Below are 17164 nucleotides of genomic sequence, written 5' to 3'. Positions count from 1 at the left end.
TATTTCGGCGATTAACCTGTTCGTAACAACAGCTTTTATGGGGAACTCGCGCCTCGACACAAAGATTCGTAGTCTTGGTGCATGACAACGACGACTCCCCAACACCTTGAACCCGGCGCCGTGCGCGAGGTGCTGAGTCGGCACCTGCTGACCGACGGCTTCGACTTCGTGCTCGACCTCACCCACTCCCGCGGATCGGAGCTGGTCGATCAACGCAACGGGCAGCAATACCTCGACATGTTCACCTTCTTCGCCTCCTCCGCCCTGGGGATGAACCACCCCAGCCTGGCCGAGGATGCCGAGTTCGGTGCCGAACTCACCAAGGCGGCGATCAACAAGCCCTCGAACTCCGACATCTACTCGGTACCGATGGCCGAGTTCGTCGACACCTTCGCCCGGGTGCTCGGCGATCCCGAGCTGCCCCATCTGTTCTTCGTCGAAGGCGGCGGACTCGCGGTGGAGAACGCCTTGAAGGTGGCCTTCGACTGGAAGAGCCGCCGCAACCAGGCCACCGGCAAGAGCCCCGATCTCGGCAACAGGATCATGCATCTGACCGGGGCCTTCCACGGCCGCACCGGTTACACCATGAGCCTGACCAACACCGATCCGAACAAGGTCGCCCGTTTCCCGAAGTTCGACTGGCCACGGATCGAGGCGCCCTACGTCTCCGAGCACCATGACGTCGAGGCGCTGGAACGGACGGCACTGGAACAGGCACTGACCCACTTCGAGAACGAGGGTGATGACATCGCCGCCTTCATCTGCGAACCGATCCAGGGCGAGGGTGGTGACCGGCATCTGCGGCCGGAGTTCCTGGCGGCGATGAAGCAGTTGTGCATCGAGCACGATGCGTTGTTGATCTTCGACGAGGTGCAGACCGGTTGCGGGCTGACCGGCGCCGCCTGGGCGTACCAGAAGCTCGGGGTGCAGCCCGATGTGGTCAGCTTCGGCAAGAAGCTGCAGGTCTGCGGCATCATGGCCGGCGGCCGCGTCGACGAGGTGGCCGACAACGTCTTCGAAGTCCCCTCGCGGATCAACTCCACCTGGGGCGGGAACCTGACCGACATGGTGCGTTCGCGCCGGATCCTGCAGGTGATCGAAGCCGAGCAGTTGATCGACAATGCCGAGGCACGCGGTGCCGAGCTGCTGCAGCAGTTGCAGGAGCTCGCCTCCCGGCACGAGTCGGTGAGCGACCCCCGCGGACTGGGCCTGATGTGTGCGGTGACGCTGCCCTCGGCGCAGCTACGCGATCAGGTGGTCGAGCATCTGCGGAGCGATGAGCACGTGTTCATGCTCGGTTGCGGGGAGTCCTCGATCCGCTTCCGGCCGGCACTGACGGTTTCCGCCGAGGACATCACCCGTGCGGTGCAGGCCCTGGACCGGGTGCTCACCGCCCTGACCTGATCCACTCGGTCCTGACCTGATCCGCTCGGTGGCATGTCGACTCGTTAGCATGTCGGCGTGGCGCCGATCGGGTGTGCGAGGGGTGCGGGGATCGAACCCCGCACGCCTCGGCGCATCCTCGACCGGTGACCTGCACGACAGCCTCGGCGTGTCCGATGCGCCGAGACCGCCGATCCTGTGGAGTGATCAGATGACCAGCCCTGCTTTCCCATTGCCGCGAAGCCGGTCCTGGCTCCGGTTGATGATGATCATGATCGTCGGCCTCACGCTGCTGCTCGGCTCCACCGCCGTTGCCCGCGCCGATGACAGTGACGACGATTCGATCGACAGAATGGCCGTCGACGCCACTCTGCAGCCCGACGGATCACTCGATGTCGTGCTCGACTTCGACTTCAACTTCGGTGACGACTCCGGGCACGGCCCGTACCTCACCGTGCCCGAACGGATGGAGATCCCCGACGATTCCGAGCACTGGCGATCATTGCCGGTGAGTGAGATCACCGCCAGCAGCGACACCGCACCGGCCCTGATCGAGACCGAGCGTGAACGGGGTGCGGTGTTGATCCGGATCGGCGACGAGGACGTCGAGCTCGAAGGTGTGCACCGCTACCGGGTGGGTTACACCATCGCCGGGGTGCTCAATCCGGATGCCCCGGGCAGCGGTCTGGACGAGCTGAGCTGGAATGCCATCGGCACCGGCTGGGAGATCCCCCTGCGCGAGGTCACGGTCACCACCCGTACCCCGGTCGACCTCGCCGGCCACGCCTGCTGGATCGGTGAGGACTACGACCAACCGTGTGCGTTCTCCCCCGGCCCGGACGATCGTTCGGCCACCTACGGCCCGATCGCCGAACTGGAACCGGGCGACGGGATGCAAGTCGTGGCCGCCATGCCGGCCGGCAGTTTCCCCGGCGTACAGCCGATCCTGACCGAGCGATACACCTTCGGCCGGGTCGTCGGCCTGAACCCGGTCTCGGCCGGTCTGGCAGCACTGGTGGCCGCCGCGGGCGCCGCGATCGCGGTCGCGCTGCGCCGCCGGGAGGCCGACCTCACCTTCACCGACCTGACTCCAGGTCAGCGCCCGCAGGACCCCGGCACCGCATCGACCACCCCGTACCGCAAGGGCCCGATCGCCGTGCAGTTCACCCCGCCGAACGATGTCCGCCCCGCCGAGCTGGATGTGCTGGCCAGCAAGCAGACGCGGCAGACCGCGGTCAGCGCCACCCTGGTCGATCTGGCGGCGCGCGGGCATCTGTTGATCGAGCAGGTGGGCACCGAGTCGAAACAGGATTCCGCTGGCTGGCTGTTGCGGGCCACCGACAAACAGCCGGCCGGGCTGCGCGGCTATGAGCGGGTCCTGCTGGACAGTCTCTTCGCCGACGGGCCGACGGTCGACCTGTCCACGGCCGGTGGCCTGCAGAAACCCTCCGAGCGGACCCTGGCGAAGCTGTTCGACGAGGTCGCGTCTTCGGGGTGGTTCCGATCCGATCCCCGACGCAGCCGGGCTGTCTGGGGCCTGAGCGCCACCGGCTTGATCGTGCTCGGTGTGGCGCTGTTCCTCGCGCTCGGTTTCACCCTCGGTATCGGCCTGGTCGGTGTCGCGGTGCTGGCACTCGGGGTGGTGGTGGCGGTGCTGGCCTCCGGCGTACCCGGGCGGTCGGCGACCGGTACCGCGCTGAACGTCCAGGCCGCGGGTTTCCGTACCTATCTGCGGACCGCCGAGGCCGACCAGATCCGGTTCGAGGAGGGTGTGGACATCTTCTCCCGGTACCTGCCGTACGCGATGATCTGGGGACTCACCGACCGCTGGACCCGGGTGTTCGCCGAGCTGGCCCAGCGCGACGATGTCGATCTGGTGGTCCCCGCCTGGTACGTCGGAGCCAGCCCGTGGATCTTCGATCCCGACGGAGCGGCCTCGTTCGCCGCATCCCTGGACGGGTTCAGCACTGCCGCCACCTCGGCGATGACCGCGCCGAGCTCGGGTTCGGGTGGTGGATCCGGCTTCAGTGGTGGTGGTGGCGTCGGCGGTGGTGGCGGCGGTGGGTGGTGACCCGATGACGGTGCTGGGCGAGGACGGTCTGCGTCGCCCGGCCTGGGCCGCGGTCGACCCCTTGCTGCGCACCTACTACGACACCGAGTGGGGGATGCCGGTACGCGACGAACGCGGGCTGTTCGAGCGGCTCAGCCTGGAGGCCTTCCAGTCCGGTCTGTCCTGGGCCACCATCCTGCGGAAGCGGGAGAACTTCCGGGTCGCCTTCGCCGACTTCGACCCCGAGATCGTGGCCGGATTCGGGCAGGCCGATCGGGAGCGGTTGCGGGCCGATGCCGGGATCGTCCGGAACCGGTCGAAGATCGACGCCACGATCGCCAATGCCCAGGCGACGCTCGCCCTGCGGGACGAGGGCGGTCTGGCCGACTTCATCTGGAGCTTCCGGCCCCGGACCACCCCGGTGCCACGGGAGCTCGCCGACGTACCGACCCGTTCGGCGGAGTCACTGGCACTGTCGAAGGCGCTGAAGCGCAAAGGCTTCCGCTTCGTCGGCCCGACCACCATGTTCGCGCTGATGGAGGCGGTCGGGATCGTCGACACCCATCTGCTGGACAGCCACCGACGCGGCACCTCCGGCATCTGGTCCTGACAGATTGTCGGAAGTTATGGTGACCTCGGAGCGGGTGGAGGTCGCCACAGCTCCCGATGAGTTCGGGCAGCGGCGGGCTAGGGTCGATGAGTGACGGATGACCCGGGGCCCGATGAACCGCAGCCCGATGAACCGCAGCCCGAGGAACCGACAGCCCCGCGCTGCATCGTGGTCGGCGGCGGCCCGGGCGGGATGCTGGCGGCGTACCTGCTGGCCCGCGCCGGGATCGCGGTCACCTTGCTGGAGTCGCACCAGGACTTCGACCGGGACTTCCGGGGTGATTCGCTGCATCCGTGGACCCTGGAGCTGATGGATCGGCTCGGGCTGGCCGAGGACCTGCTGGCACTCCCCCATTTCAAGGCCACCCGGTTCCGCATGTTCACCCCGGCCGGCACGGTGATCACCACCGATTACACGAAACTGGACTCCCGCTTCCCGTTCGTTGCCCTGATGCCGCAGGTACGGTTCCTCGACTTCCTCGCCGGGCGGGCCGCCGCACTGCCGGAGTTCACCGTGATCACCGGCGCCCGGGTCAGGAAGTTGATCTTCGACGGAGATCGGGTGGCCGGGGTTGCCTGGCGGGACGCCGACGGTCCCCGGGAGTTGCGGGCCGATCTGGTCATCGCCGCCGATGGCCGTTTCTCCAAGCTGCGTGCGCTTTCCGAGCTTCCGGTCGATGATCTTGGTGCCACCACCGATCTGCTGTGGTTCCGGATGCCACGACGGCCCGACGATCCGGCCGAGGCCGATGTCGACCTCTACTTCGGCCGCGACGCCTATGCCGGACTGCTCGGTGGTGTGCAGGACTGGCAGATCGGGGTGACCGTACCCAAGGGCGGGTACGCCGCCGCCCGCAGCGCCGGTGTGGCGCCGATCAAGCAGTTCCTGGCGGCCCACCTGGGCTGGCTCGGCGATCGGATCGAGCTGCTGACCGGGTTCGACCAGATCACGCTGCTCTCGGTGGAGCTCAAGCGGGTACGTACCTGGCACCGCGAGGGGTTGTTGCTGATCGGTGATGCCGCACATGTAATCTCCCCGGTGGGTGGCAACGGGATCCTGATGGCGCTGCAGGACGCAGTGGTCGCGGCCAACCTGCTGGTCCCGGCGCTGCGCCGTACCGAGCGGCCCGGAGCCGAGGTCATGTCGGCCATCCAGAGCGCCCGGGAACCGGCCATCGTCCAGGTCCAGCAGGCACAGGTACGGACCGAGCAGCGCGCCGCCGACGCCCGGGAACGCAACCGGCCGTTGATTCCCGGCCGGCTGCTGAAGGTGATCACCGCCCTGCCCGGTGCACGCCGGCGATCGGCGGCCAGGAACGGCTACGGGCCCTACCCGCCGGCACTGGCCGCCGACCTCTTCGGCGCCGATCACCGATGACTGCCGCTGCGGCGCGCAGGAAGCGTGCAGATTGGCCTTCGCCGTCTACCATGGCCGGGTGCCCCGCCTCCGCAGTGCAGCCCTCTCGGTGCTGTTGACGATCGCTGTCCTCGGCACCGGTTCCCTCGGCGCCGTGGTGGCTGTCGGGGCCCCGACCCTGCTGCGCGAATCACTGGAACGCGATGCCGGCACCGCAGAACCCGAGACCGGCAGTTCGGCACCGTCGGCACAACCCGTCCCGGCCGAACGCTCACCTGATCGAGGTGAGTCCGATGCCGGGAATGTCGTGGTGCCGGGGATGCGGGACGGTTTGGCCGATCTGGACGCCTACCGTGGCCAGCAGCTCGACTGGAGTGCTTGCGGTGAGTTCCGCTGCGCCGAGGTGGCCGCTCCCCTGGATTGGGACCTACCTGCCGACAGTGCCGTCACACTGGCCCTGATGCAGCGCCCAGCGACCCGGACCCCGAAGCTGGGCACGATCTTCATCAACCCCGGCGGCCCCGGTGAGTCGGGAGTGGCGTTGGTCGAGGCCTTCCGCTCCGAGGGCCTGGAGGCCTACGACATCGTCGGCTGGGATCCGCGCGGAACAGCCAACTCGACCCCGGTGCGCTGCGGGACCGACGCCGATCGCGATGCCCTGCTGGCGCTCGACGAGTCACCCGACAACGAGCCCGAGTTCGACGACCTGGTCGAGGGCTGGCGGAACTTCGGCGACCTCTGCCTGGCCGATTCGGGCCGACTGCTGGAACATGTCTCCACCGTCGACACCGCCAAGGACCTGGACCTGCTGCGCGAACTGGTCGGTGACGACAAGCTGAACTACTTCGGCTACTCCTACGGCACGATCATCGGGCAGACCTACCTCGAACTGTTCCCCGATCGGCTGGGCAGGATCGCCCTGGATTCGGTGGCCCCATTGCCCAGCGACGACACCGGTTTCCGTACCACCGGAATGGGCAGTGGTCAGGTGGCCGGTTTCGACGCCTCCCTGCGCGAGTTCGCCGAGTGGTGTTCCGGTTCACCGGAATGCTCGGTGGAAGGTTCGGCCGACGGGATCATCGACCGGATCACCGGTCTGCTGGACGACCTGGACGGCCGTCCGCTGGCGGTCGGCGGTCGTGACCTGAGCCAGTCCCTGGCGGTCACCGGCATCATCGCTGCCCTGTACGCCGATTCCGACCAGTGGCCGCTGCTGGCCGATGCGCTGACCGCGGCGATGGCCGGTCGCGGTGATGCCCTGCTGGGCCTGGCCGACAGCTACAACGGCCGCGCCCCGAACGGTCACTACGCCGGTGGGGCGAACGCCTTCCTGGCCATCAACTGCCTCGATGCCGGTGACACCGGGATCGAACAGGCCCGCCTCGACGCCGAGAGCGCCGCGTCCGGCTCGGACCTCTTCGGCACCTACTTCGGACCCAGCCTGGCCTGCCCGACCTGGCCGGTCGATGCAGTGATCCCGATCCGCCAGACCTATCCCGAGGCGCCGCCGATGCTGGTGATCGGTGTCACCGGCGATCCGGCCACGCCCTATGAGTGGACCGAGGACCTGGCGGCACAGCAGCCGGGAGCCCACCTGATCACCCTCGAAGGCACCGGCCACACCGCCTATGGCCGCGGTGACTCCTGTGTCGACGATGCCGTGGTCGACTACTTCGCCGACGGCGACACCCCCGACGGCGAGTTGCGCTGCTCCTGACCGCGACGCTGGTACGCGCGTACCGGCGGCCATGCTCAGCGGTTCAGCAGTTCCTCGAACGGGACCACCGCGAATTCATCGGTACGGCTGCGCCGCGGCGCCCCGTCGACGAAATCGGCCAGTTCCCGCGCTGCCCGCTCGATCCGGCCCGGCAGCTCGGAGCCGGCATCTCCCCAGTCACCGGTGGCGGCGAAGACGGTGGTCGGCAGGATCCGTGCCCGCAGGTGGAAGAACAGCGGCACCAGCGTCTGCTGGATCGCCATCGAGTGCCGCACCGTACCGCCGGTCGCCGCCAGCAGGACCGGTACATCGGCCAGGGTGTCCTGATCGAGGGCGTCGATGAACAGCTTGAACAACCCGTGGAAGCTGCCGTTGTAGATCGGTGTCACCGCGATCACGGCATCGGCCGCGGCGACCGCTTCCATCGCCGCGGACAGTTCCGGCGTCGGCACCCGGGTCACCAGGTGCCCGGCCAGATCCCGGGCCAGGTGGCGCAGTTCGACCTGGCTGACCTGGGCACCGGTCTCGACGACGAAGGCCTCGGCCAGTCGGTCACCGAGCAGCTTGGTGGCCGAGGGGGAGCCCACCCCGGCGGTGATCACCGCGAGCTTCACGACTGCACCTCCTCGGTCCGTGCCGAGGCCAGGTCGGCTGCCACCCGGTCGACGATCTTCGCCCCGAGCAACGAATCGTGGGTCGGCGCCTCGGGTACGTCCGCCGGTCGCCCCTGGGCATAGGCGGCACGCAGGTCCGGCAGGATCTCTGCCAGCAGGTCCAGCTGTCGCATCACGGTGTCGATCGGCAGGCCGGCGTGGTCGATCAGGAACAGCTGGCGCTGGTAGTCGCCGACGTCCTCGCGCATGGCGGCATAGCGTTCCAGCACCTGCTGCGGACTACCGACCGTCAATGGGGTCAGCCGGCTGAACTCCTCCAGGGAGGGACCGTGTCCGTAGACCGGGGCCTGGTCGAAGTAGGGCCGGAACTCGCGTACCGCGTCCTGGGAGTTCTTCGCCATGTAGAACTGTCCACCCAGGCCGACGATCGCCGTCCGGGCCGGTCCGTGGCCGTAGTGCTCCCAGCGTTGCCGGTAGAGGTTCACCATCTGCTTGGTGTGACTCATCGGCCAAAAAATGTTGTTGTGGAAAAAGCCATCGCCGTAATAGGCGGCCTGTTCGGCGATCTCCGGGCTACGGATCGAACCGTGCCAGACGAACGGCGGTACGCCGTCCAGCGGGCGCGGGGTGGCGGTGAAACCCTGCAGCGCGGTGCGGTGCTTGCCGCTCCAGTTCACGACCTCCTCGCGCCACAACCGGTGCAACAGGGCGTAGTTCTCGACCGCCAGTTCGATCCCGTCGCGGATGTCGCGGCCGAACCAGGGGTAGACCGGCGCGGTGTTCCCGCGGCCCATCATCAGGTCCACCCGGCCGTCGGTCAGGTGCTGCAGGGTCGCATAGTCCTCGGCGATCTTCACCGGATCGTTGGTGGTGATCAGCGTGGTCGAGGTGGAGAGGATGATCCGCTCGGTCTGCGCGCCGATGTAGGCCAGGGTGGTGGTGGGTGAGCTGGGGACGAACGGCGGGTTGTGGTGCTCACCGGTGGCGAACACGTCGAGTCCGATCTCCTCGGCCTTCTTCGCCATGACCACGGTGTTCTTGATCCGCTCGTGCTCGCTGACGGTACGGCCGGTCGTGGGGTCGCGGGTGACATCACCGACGGTGAAGATTCCGAGTTGCATCCTGACTCCTGATTAGTTGATTCTTCAATCATACGGGTCAACGCGGGTGTCTCGGGTTTCATTCCTGGGGAGGTTGACCGGCACCTGACACCGAGAATGTGGCTCCAGTCGCCCCGATCACGCACTGCGGGTCCGATTCGACGATCTGGAGCCACGAAATCGGCGTGCTGACGCCGGCCCGACTCGAGGCGCGGTACGCCAGACCTTCTCAGACCATCAACCAGCCCAGCGCGGCCACGGCAGCCGGCACGCTGAGGTTGTCCCAGCCGCCGGGGGTGGCCAGTTCAACCAAGGCCAGCAGCACGGCCACGGCGAGGGCCAGCGGCCAGGCGACCGCACCGACGCCTGCGAGCAGCATCGCGGCGATCAGCCAGAAGCCGAGGCCTCCGCCGACGCTCTTGCCGCTGCGCAGCCGGCGCAGCGGCCATCGCTTGCCGATCACCACCGCGGCGGTGTCGGCCAGGCCGAGAATCAGCAGGGCGGCCCCGAAGATCGCCGCATTCGGCGCCACCAGCGCGGCGCAGGCGACACCCAGGCCGTAGGCGATCGGCCCGGCGGAGACTCGTTCGCTCATGGCCTGCAACGGCACGAACCGCGGCAGCACGGCCATCACCACGGCGAAGGCGAGCCCGATCAGCACATAGTCGATGACCTCCACCCAGAGCAGCGAGCCGGCGGCGAGCACCGTCCCTCCGATATGTGCGGCCTTGCGGAAGAGTTCCACCTCGGCACCGGCGGCGAAGCGCGCGGCCACCTCACAGACGACGAACCAGGCGCCGATCATGCTCACCGCAGCCAACGGCGCCAGCAGTTGCTCCTCCACCCCGCCAGCCTGTCACGTCAGCCGCCGCCTCGACCGGATGGCCCGAGCCTCACTCCCGGTGAGCCGCTGCCTCCTGCTGCCGCCGGGCCTCGGCACCGGTGGCGATCTCGGCGCGCAGGTGTTCGTCGCCGTAGCCGAAGGCATCGACCAGACCCAGTGCGTGCGGGCGGATCTTCACCAGCAGCCGCTCGATGGTGGAACTGACGACCTTCGCCCGGGCGCCGGAGAGCCGGCCATTGGCCAGGTACCAGGCCAGGTTCTTCTCGATCAGCCACAGCGCGTAGAGATCCCGCAGATCCTTCATCACGGTCCGGGTGGCGTCCGGCATCTGTGCCACCGCGTCGGCGAAGGCCTCGTAGGTCTTCAACTCCACCCAGGCCCGGGCTGCGTCCAGCAGTTCGTTCTGCACATTGTTGAAGGCCTTCGCCGCAGCCGCGGGGTCATCGCGTCCGACGCTGCGCAGGCGCATTGCGATGTCACCGACGATGCTGCTGACCCGATCGGTCAACAGCTCGGTCTGCACCGCGCGTCGTCGCAGGGCGACCGAGGCCGAGGATGCCCGCCAGAGATCGCCCACGTCCTGGGAGAGCTGGTGGAAGCCGACCAGCGAGGCCGCCCGACCGGCCAGCTCCTTGGCGGCGAACTGGGCCAGCGCAGCCGCATTCGCCCCCTTGAACTGCTTGGCGTAATCACTCAGCAACCGCTTGCCGACGAGCTGCAACAAGACGGTGTTGTCGCCCTCGAAGGTGGCATAGACATCGAGATCGGCCCGCAGCTGGGTGAGCCGATTGGCCTGCAGGAACCCGGCTCCGCCACAGGCCTCCCGGCACTCCTGCAGGATGTCCAGGGCCTGCCAGCTGGAGACCGCCTTGACCCCGGCCGCCAGGGTTTCCAGGTCCTCGCGGCGTTCGGGGGTGTCGTCGGTGCCGCTGAAGACCTCGTCCAGATCGTCCAGCAGCCGGTCGTGGACGTAGCTGCGGGCATAGGTGTCGGCCAGCCGGGTGAACAACCGCCGCTGATGGCTGCGGTAGTCGAGGATGACCTCTTCCTCCTCGGTCGAGCTGGCGTGGAACTGCCGCCGCTCGGCGCCGTAACGGATGGCGATCGCCAGGGCCGCCTTGGACACCACGACCGCCGCGCCGTCGATCGAGACCCGGCCTTGGACCAGGGTGCCGAGCATGGTGAAGAAGCGTCGCCCGGGGCTGGCGATCGGGCTGCTGTAGGTCCCGTCGGGGGCCACATCGCCGTACCTGTTCAGCAGTTGGGTACGGGGGATCCGGACCTGGTCGAAATGCAGGCGCCCGTTGTCGACACCACCCAGTCCGCCCTTCAGGCCGTCGTCCTCACCGCCCACACCGGGCAGGAAGTTGCCCTCGGCATCGCGGATCGGCACGTAGAACGCGTGCACACCCTGGCGCTCGCCGCCGGTGATCAACTGGGCGAAGACGACCGCTGCCCGCCCGTCCACCGCGGCATTGCCCAGGTAGTCCTTCCAGGCCGCCCGGAAGGGGGTGTGGATCACGAACTCCTCGGTGGCGGGATCGTAGGTCGCGGTGGTACCGATCGAGGCCACATCGGAACCGTGTCCGGTCTCGGTCATGGCGAAGGCGCCCGGGTTCTGCAGGCTCATCATCGGCGGCAGCAACTCGTCGTGATGGCGTTCGGTGCCCAGGTGCAGGATGGCGGCGCCGAAGAGGCCGAACTGCACCCCGGCCTTGATCTGCAGTGACGGGTCGGCCAGCGCCAGCTCCTCGAAACCGGCGATGTTGCCACCATGATCATCACGACCACCCAGCCGGGCGGGGAAGGCGGCCAGGGCCGCACCGTCATCGGCCAGCAGTTTCACCTGTTCGGTGACCCGTGCCCGGTGCTCGTCCATGCTGAGCCCGTCGATGCGCTGATAACGGGGATCGGCAGCCTTGCGCCGCCCGGCCAGCCGCTGTTCCTCCCACTTGCCCAGGAGATGCCGACCCAACCAGGCCGAGTCCAACTCGGTCTCGGGTGCTTCGACGCCCAACTCCAGCGGCGGATGCAGTTCCTCGTCGGTGTGTTCGGCAACGCTGTCGACCATGGTCGTCTCCTCAGTAGGGTACGCGACCTATGTTACTCACCAGTACGGCGATCACGAAACAGCCCCGGGAACGACCGGGTGCGACCCGGTCCGCGTTCAGTAGGCGGCCTTGCCCTGGCGCCAGTAGCCGACGAAGGCGATCCGCGACTTCGGTACGCCGAGTGAGACCAGGTGCCGTCGACCGCCCACAGGCAGTTCGTGCTCACCGCAGATGTAGGCACTCAGGCTCTTCGGATCATCGGGCTGCCAGGTCTTGAGTTCGGCCAGTGCCAGCGACCCGGGATGCTCGTCGGTGCGGACCAGCCAGCGGATGTCGAACCCGGCGGGCGCGGCCAGCTCACGCCGGTCCCCTGCGTCGGCGACCTCCAGCACCGCCAGCCCCCTGGCCTCACGGGGAAGATCGCGAAGAATCCCGGCGATCGCCGGCAGCACGGTCTCGTCACCGGCCAGCAGGTACTGCGCAGCACCGGGGTCGGGATCGAATCCGCGGCCCTGGTCGACCAGCACCACCGTGTCCCCGGCACCCGCCCGCTGCGCCCAGCGACTGGCTGGGCCGTGGTCGCCGTGCACCACGAAGTCGATGTCGAGTTCGCGCTGGTCGGGGCGGAACTCGGCCACCGTGTAGTTGCGCAGGTACGGCCGGGTGGCCGAGTTCATCCGCATGAACTTGACGTAGCCGATCAGGCCCAGCTTCTTCGGCAGGTCGAAATTGGTCTCCCCGGACTCCTGGGGCAGGAACAGCCGGAACCAGTGATCGAAGCCATGGCGGGGAAGCTGCGCCAGTTCCTCACCGGCCACCGTGATCCGGCGGAAGTTGGGGCTGATCTGCTCATTCGCGATCACCGCCACCTCACACATGGTGGTGAACTTGCTGGCTTCCTTGAAGCTCATGGACTACCTCCGGCTGGACACCTGAATGACTCAGGTAAGCCTAACCAGAGGACTCGTCACGAAGCCATCCCCGTCCGGGAGCCCTGCGTCACAACAGACCGTCGACCAAGGAGGTCGGTGACCCGAAGCGGTGCGCGGTGATCGAGACCGCCTGTTCGACCAGGTACGGCAGCAGCTCGACCCGCCCGGCCTCGGTCACCGGCTGGGCGTAGAGGGCGATGTCGGCCCGGCCACCACTCTGCTCGGCGAACCGTTGCCGCTCACCGGCCAGCAGGCGCACCCGCGCGGGAGCGTCGGGACCGGTCAGCCGTTGCCGCCAGGCGACATCGTCCTCGACCACATAGGAGGCGTGGCGGCGTACCAGATCGGCCAGGCCGTCGGGCAACGCGGCCGGCACCGACACCCGTACCTGGGCACCGCTGAGCACACCGGCGGCCAGCACCCGCAGCAGTCCGGCCACCGGCGCACCCTCGTCGCGGATGGTCACTGCGGTGGGTACATAACGCAGATGATTCTGCTCGGCCAGCAGACCGCTGATGTCGCGGGTGACTCCGAACTCCTGTTGCCAGGCAAGGGCATCCGAACCGGTCGACCGGACCAGGAACTCCCGGTCGCGGTCGGGGAGTTCGACACCGGTGATCAACTTCTCGATCGCCGCGCTGATCGACGCACCGTCGCGGGCACCGGAGGTCTCGAAGTCGCTCAGCCCGATCAGGTAGTTCGGGCCACCGGCCTTGGTGCCGGGACCGACGGCCGACTTCTTCCATCCCCCGAAGGGCTGCCGGCGAACGATCGCACCGGTGATCCCACGATTGACGTAGAGGTTCCCGGCCTGCACACCGGCCAACCAGTACTCCAGTTCGTCACGGTCGAGGGAGTGCAGTCCGGCGGTCAGACCGTAGTCGACCTGGTTCTGGATCTGCACCGCTTCGGCGAGGTCGTCGGCCCGGATCAGGCCCAGCACCGGACCGAAGTACTCGGTGAGATGGAACTCCGATCCGCGGGCCACCCCGGTCTTCACGCCCGGCGACCACAGGCGACCGCTGTCGTCGAGCTGTCGCGGCTCGACCAGCCACTGCTCGCCCGGGGCCAACTCGGTCAACGCGCGCCGCAGCTTGCCCGAGGCCGGTTCGATGATCGGCCCCATCTGGGTGGTCGAATCCGAGGGATAGCCCACCTTCAACGAGCGCACGGCGTCGGTGAGCTGATCAAGGAAACGGCGCGAGCCTGCGACCGAGCCGACCAGGATCCCCAGCGAGGCCGCCGAGCACTTCTGTCCGGCGTGACCGAAGGCGGAGTTGACCAGATCCTTCACAGCAAGATCAAGATCGGCATGCGGGGTGACGATGATCGCGTTCTTCCCGCTGGTCTCGGCCAGCAGCGGCAGATCGGGGCGGAACTCACGGAACAGCGATGCGGTGTCGAAGGCACCGGTGAGGATCAGCCGATCGACTTCGGGATGCGAGATCAGCCGCTTGCCCACCTCACCCTCGTCCGTGTGCACCAACTGCAGCACCGCACGGGGCACACCGGCATCCCACAGGGCCTGCACCATCACCGACCCGCATCGGGCTGCCTGCGGCGCCGGCTTGATGATCACCGATGATCCGGCCGCCAACGCTGCGGTGGTCGACCCGGTCGGGATGGCGACCGGGAAGTTCCACGGCGGCGTCACCACGGTCAGCTTCACCGGCACCTGACGGGCGCCGTCGAGCTGGTCGAGCTGTTCGGCCAGCGAGCTGTAATAGTTGACGAAGTCGATCGCCTCGGAGATCTCGGGGTCGCTCTGGTCCAGGGTCTTGCCGCATTCGGCCCCCATCACCTCCAGCAGTTCGGCCCGACGCTCAGCGAGCACGGCCGCCGCCTTGCGCAGCACCGCCGCCCGACCGGCACCGCCGAGCGCTCCCCACTCGGCACTGGCGCCGACTGCGGTGGACACGAGGGATTCGAGCTCCTCGACATCGCTCACCGTGTGCTCGGTGACCAGTTGCTCACCGAGCTGCGATCCGTCGATGGCGTCGATGATCGTCGTCCCCCACTCCCGGTTGCCGGCCAGTGCCGGGTCGGTGTCGGGGACATTGTCGAAGACCGGCTTGATCGAATCGGCCGGATCCTCGTTGCGCCGGTCCTGCCGCCGGTTCGGCAACGGAATCTGGTCGTCCACTCCGGCGAGGGAGGCGACATAGCGGTCACGCTCCCGGGCGAAGAGCGTCGGATCGTCGTTCAGGGAGAAGACCGCCGACATGAAGTTCTCCTGGCTGGCGCCCTCCTCCAGCCGGCGCACCAGATAGGCAATCGCGACGTCGAAGTCCTCCGGATGCACCACCGGTACGTAGAGCAGCAGCTGGCCGACGGTACGCCGTACCGCCTCGGCCTGACCCTGCGCCATCCCCAGCAGCATCTCGAAGTCGACCTGATCGACGACGCCGAGGTTCCCGGCGAGCAACCAGGCGTGGGCGACGTCGAAGAGGTTGTGTCCGGCCACACCGAGTCGCACATTGCGGGCATGTTCGGGCTGCAGCGCGTAGTGCAGAACGCGCTTGTAGTTGGTGTCGGAGTCCTGTTTGCTGCCCCAGGTCGCCAGCGGCCAGTCGTGCAGGGACGCCTCCACCTGCTCCATCGGCAGATTGGCACCCTTCACCAGTCGTACCTTGATCGGCGCACCGCCACGGGCCCGCCGGGCGGCGGCCCATTCCTGCAGCTCGACCATCGCCCCCAGCGCATCGGGCAGGTACGCCTGGAGCACGATGCCTGCCTCCAGGTCGAGCAGCTCCGGCCGGTCCAGCAGTCGCATGAAGACCGCCATGGTCAGATCGAGGTCGCGGTACTCCTCCATGTCCAGGTTGATGAACTTCGGCGTCGGTGACTGCGATGCCAGTCGGTACAGCGGCAACAGCGACTGCTCGATGTGATCCACGGCGGCATCGAAGGCCCAGGCCGAATGCGGCGAGACGGCCGCGGAGACCTTGATCGAGACGTAGTCCACGTCGTCGCGCTCGAGCAGCCGGCGGGTGCCGGCCATCCGCCGCTCGGCCTCGGTCTGCCCGAGTACCGCCTCACCGAGCAGATTGATGTTCAACCGGACGTTGCGTTCGCGGATCCGTGCGATCGCCTTGCCCAGCTTGGCATCGCTGGCATCGACCAGCAGGTGGCCGACCATCTCCCGCAGTGCCCGGCGGGCGATCGGGATCACCGGCCAGGGCGCCACCTTGGACACCGCAGCCCCCAGCTTCACCGCTGTGCGCAGATGCCAGGGCAGGAAGGCCGGCGCCTTGGCGGCGAGCTCCTGCAGACTGTCGGCGGCCACCCCGAGATCCTCCGGACGGATCACCCGATCGACGAAGCCGACGGTGAATTCCAACCCGGTGGGGTCGGTCAGCACCTGTGCCAGTTGTTTGGCAGCCGGGTCGACGGGTTCCTTGGCGGCCTCGGCCAGCCAGTGACGGACCAGGGCCTCCACCTCGGCGACCGACGGCTCCCCGGCCCGGATCTCGCTGTGCTGCTCGGTGGTCATCGGCCCCTCCTGGAATACTCACGCTTTCCCTCAGTATCCGCGGGGTCGTAGCATCAGGTAAAGCGATGTTTTCTGACGAGTATCAATAAGAGACTCCGAATCATGGGGGGTGGCGTGTACGACCTACGGCGACTGCGGTTGCTGCATGAGCTGAGTCTGCGCGGCACCCTGGCCGAAGTGGCCGAGGCCCTGCATCAGAGCCCGTCCTCGGTCTCCCAGCAACTCGCCCTGCTGGAGCGCGAGGTCGGCCAGCCGCTGTTGCGCAAGGTCGGCCGGCGGGTACGCCTGACCTCGGCCGCGGAGGTGCTGGTCGAGCACACCGCAGCGATCCTGGACCGGTTGGACCGGGCGGCCGCCGAGCTGGCCGGCGCCGAGGAGAAGGCCTCGGGGACGATGCGGGTGGCGATCTTCCAGTCCGCGGCGCTCGCGTTCACCGTGCAGATGCTTGACCATCTGCAGACCCATCACCCCCAGTTGCGGGTGACGGTGAGTCAGCGCGAACCCGAGACCGCACTGCACCAGACCTGGCTGCGGTCCTTCGACCTGGTGATCGCCGAGCAGTACCCGGGCCATGCCGCGCCCTGGCATCCCGAGCTCGACCGGGTCGGGCTGACCAGCGACCGGTTGCAGCTCGGCGTACCCGACGGGTGGTCCGATGTCGGTTCGATCGCCGACTGCGCGGATCGTCCCTGGGTGATGGAACCGCCCGGCGCGGCGTCGCGCCACTGGGCCGAGCAGGCCTGTCGGAGTGCCGGTTTCGAACCCGATGTGCGGTTCGAGACCGCCGATCTGCAGACCCACCTGGCACTGATCGAGGCCGGGATGGCGGTGGCGATCCTGCCCGGTCTGCTGCAGGCATCGACCCGGGCCCGGCTTCGCCTGCTGGACCTGGCCGGGGGGCCCCGGCGTACCGTCTTCACCGCCACCCGGGGATCGATCGCCGAGACCCCGCGGGTCCGTGCCTGCCGCGCGGCCCTGGCCGCGGCGGTCAGCTCGGCCGATCCCAGCTGATCA

At 68.0% G+C, this 17164-nt stretch carries 12 protein-coding genes; 6 read left to right on the top strand and 6 right to left on the bottom strand.

What is annotated here, in order from left to right; all coding sequences use genetic code 11:
• Positions 1-81 precede the first annotated feature (81 nt).
• The 5 genes from lat (at position 82) to CLV29_RS00395 (ending at position 7116) form a co-directional block, all read left to right on the top strand.
• On the top strand, positions 82-1404 hold the full coding sequence (lat, locus tag CLV29_RS00415) for an L-lysine 6-transaminase (RefSeq protein WP_133753137.1): 1323 nt from the start codon (positions 82-84) through the stop codon (positions 1402-1404).
• A gap of 190 nt (positions 1405-1594) precedes the next feature.
• Positions 1595-3454, top strand: a complete 1860-nt coding sequence (locus CLV29_RS00410; protein WP_166649080.1) for a DUF2207 domain-containing protein — start codon at positions 1595-1597, stop codon at positions 3452-3454.
• On the top strand, positions 3396-4043 hold the full coding sequence (locus tag CLV29_RS00405) for a DNA-3-methyladenine glycosylase I (protein WP_341799698.1): 648 nt from the start codon (positions 3396-3398) through the stop codon (positions 4041-4043). The genes CLV29_RS00410 and CLV29_RS00405 overlap by 59 nt, the downstream gene beginning before the upstream one ends.
• A gap of 90 nt (positions 4044-4133) precedes the next feature.
• On the top strand, positions 4134-5420 hold the full coding sequence (locus tag CLV29_RS00400; RefSeq protein ID WP_208292691.1) for an FAD-dependent oxidoreductase: 1287 nt from the start codon (positions 4134-4136) through the stop codon (positions 5418-5420).
• Positions 5421-5478: 58 nt separating this feature from the next.
• Positions 5479-7116: an alpha/beta hydrolase gene (locus CLV29_RS00395; protein WP_133753135.1), complete on the top strand. Its 1638-nt coding sequence runs from the start codon at positions 5479-5481 to the stop codon at positions 7114-7116.
• A 35-nt stretch (positions 7117-7151) separates the two neighbouring features.
• On the opposite strand, the gene CLV29_RS00390 is transcribed toward CLV29_RS00395, so the two are convergent.
• The 6 genes from CLV29_RS00390 to CLV29_RS00365 all read right to left on the bottom strand — a co-directional run bounded on the left by CLV29_RS00390 (position 7152) and on the right by CLV29_RS00365 (position 16150).
• The gene (locus CLV29_RS00390) at positions 7152-7730 is read right to left on the bottom strand and encodes a CE1759 family FMN reductase (RefSeq protein WP_208292690.1); all 579 of its coding nucleotides are present in this window, start codon (positions 7728-7730) and stop codon (positions 7152-7154) included.
• A complete protein-coding gene (locus CLV29_RS00385; RefSeq protein WP_133753134.1) occupies positions 7727-8851 on the bottom strand; it encodes an LLM class flavin-dependent oxidoreductase in 1125 nt (374 codons plus the stop codon). Before CLV29_RS00385 ends, CLV29_RS00390 begins: the two co-directional genes overlap by 4 nt.
• 208 nt (positions 8852-9059) lie before the next feature.
• Entirely contained in the window at positions 9060-9674 is a 615-nt protein-coding gene (locus CLV29_RS00380; RefSeq protein ID WP_133753133.1) for a diacylglycerol/polyprenol kinase family protein, read from the bottom strand.
• A 49-nt stretch (positions 9675-9723) separates the two neighbouring features.
• Positions 9724-11745 carry an acyl-CoA dehydrogenase family protein gene (locus CLV29_RS00375; protein WP_133753132.1) on the bottom strand — a complete coding sequence of 674 codons (2022 nt, stop codon included), beginning with the start codon at positions 11743-11745 and terminating at the stop codon, positions 9724-9726.
• A 96-nt stretch (positions 11746-11841) separates the two neighbouring features.
• Complete coding sequence (locus CLV29_RS00370; protein ID WP_133753131.1) at positions 11842-12636, bottom strand: siderophore-interacting protein; 795 nt, start codon at positions 12634-12636, stop codon at positions 11842-11844.
• An 88-nt stretch (positions 12637-12724) separates the two neighbouring features.
• Positions 12725-16150: a bifunctional proline dehydrogenase/L-glutamate gamma-semialdehyde dehydrogenase gene (locus tag CLV29_RS00365; RefSeq protein ID WP_133753130.1), complete on the bottom strand. Its 3426-nt coding sequence runs from the start codon at positions 16148-16150 to the stop codon at positions 12725-12727.
• Between the two features lie 102 nt (positions 16151-16252).
• Between CLV29_RS00365 and CLV29_RS00360 the strand changes: the two genes are divergently transcribed.
• The gene (locus CLV29_RS00360; RefSeq protein WP_243831643.1) at positions 16253-17161 is read left to right on the top strand and encodes a LysR family transcriptional regulator; all 909 of its coding nucleotides are present in this window, start codon (positions 16253-16255) and stop codon (positions 17159-17161) included.
• Positions 17162-17164: the final 3 nt, after the last annotated feature.

It is taken from the genome of Naumannella halotolerans, assembly GCF_004364645.1.
Lineage (GTDB): Bacteria > Actinomycetota > Actinomycetes > Propionibacteriales > Propionibacteriaceae > Naumannella > Naumannella halotolerans.
This window is presented reverse-complemented; position numbering and strand designations above follow the sequence as displayed.